This is a genomic window from Pseudomonas sp. 31 R 17 (assembly GCF_900004915.1).
Lineage (GTDB): Bacteria > Pseudomonadota > Gammaproteobacteria > Pseudomonadales > Pseudomonadaceae > Aquipseudomonas > Aquipseudomonas orientalis_A.
The window spans coordinates 1-368 of record NZ_CVTN01000009.1; the positions used below are offsets into that span (position 1 = coordinate 1).

1 protein-coding gene is annotated in these 368 nt (G+C 59.2%); it reads left to right on the plus strand.

Annotation, left to right across the window (positions count from 1 at the left end):
- Positions 1 to 368 (plus strand): RHS repeat domain-containing protein (locus BFP89_RS00080; protein ID WP_141689005.1); only part of this gene is annotated, 368 nt, incomplete at both ends.

Consider the following 368-nt stretch of genomic DNA (forward strand, 5'->3'; position numbering starts at 1 on the left):
CTGGCGAGTTGGTGCTGGCCCAGGCTTCTCGGTTCTATCACTTTCACGACGGCGTACTGACGGCGATCAGCGATGCGTATGACAACCGGCTGCGCATTTTCCGGGATCGGTTGGGGCGTATTGAGCGACTGGATAACGGTGCGGGGCGTTCGCTTTTTTTGCGGTATGAGTTCGACCGCATCGTGGCGGTGGACTACCAGGTGCATCGCGCCAAAGGCCATCAACCCTTCGTTTGGGTGACCGAGCAGAACGTCGTTTCCTACGCCTACGACGACGCCGGACGACTGGTGTCGGCGACCAATGCCGTCGGTGAACGCGAGGTTTATCGGTACGACGAAGAGCACGTCATTCTTGAGCGGCAATTGGCC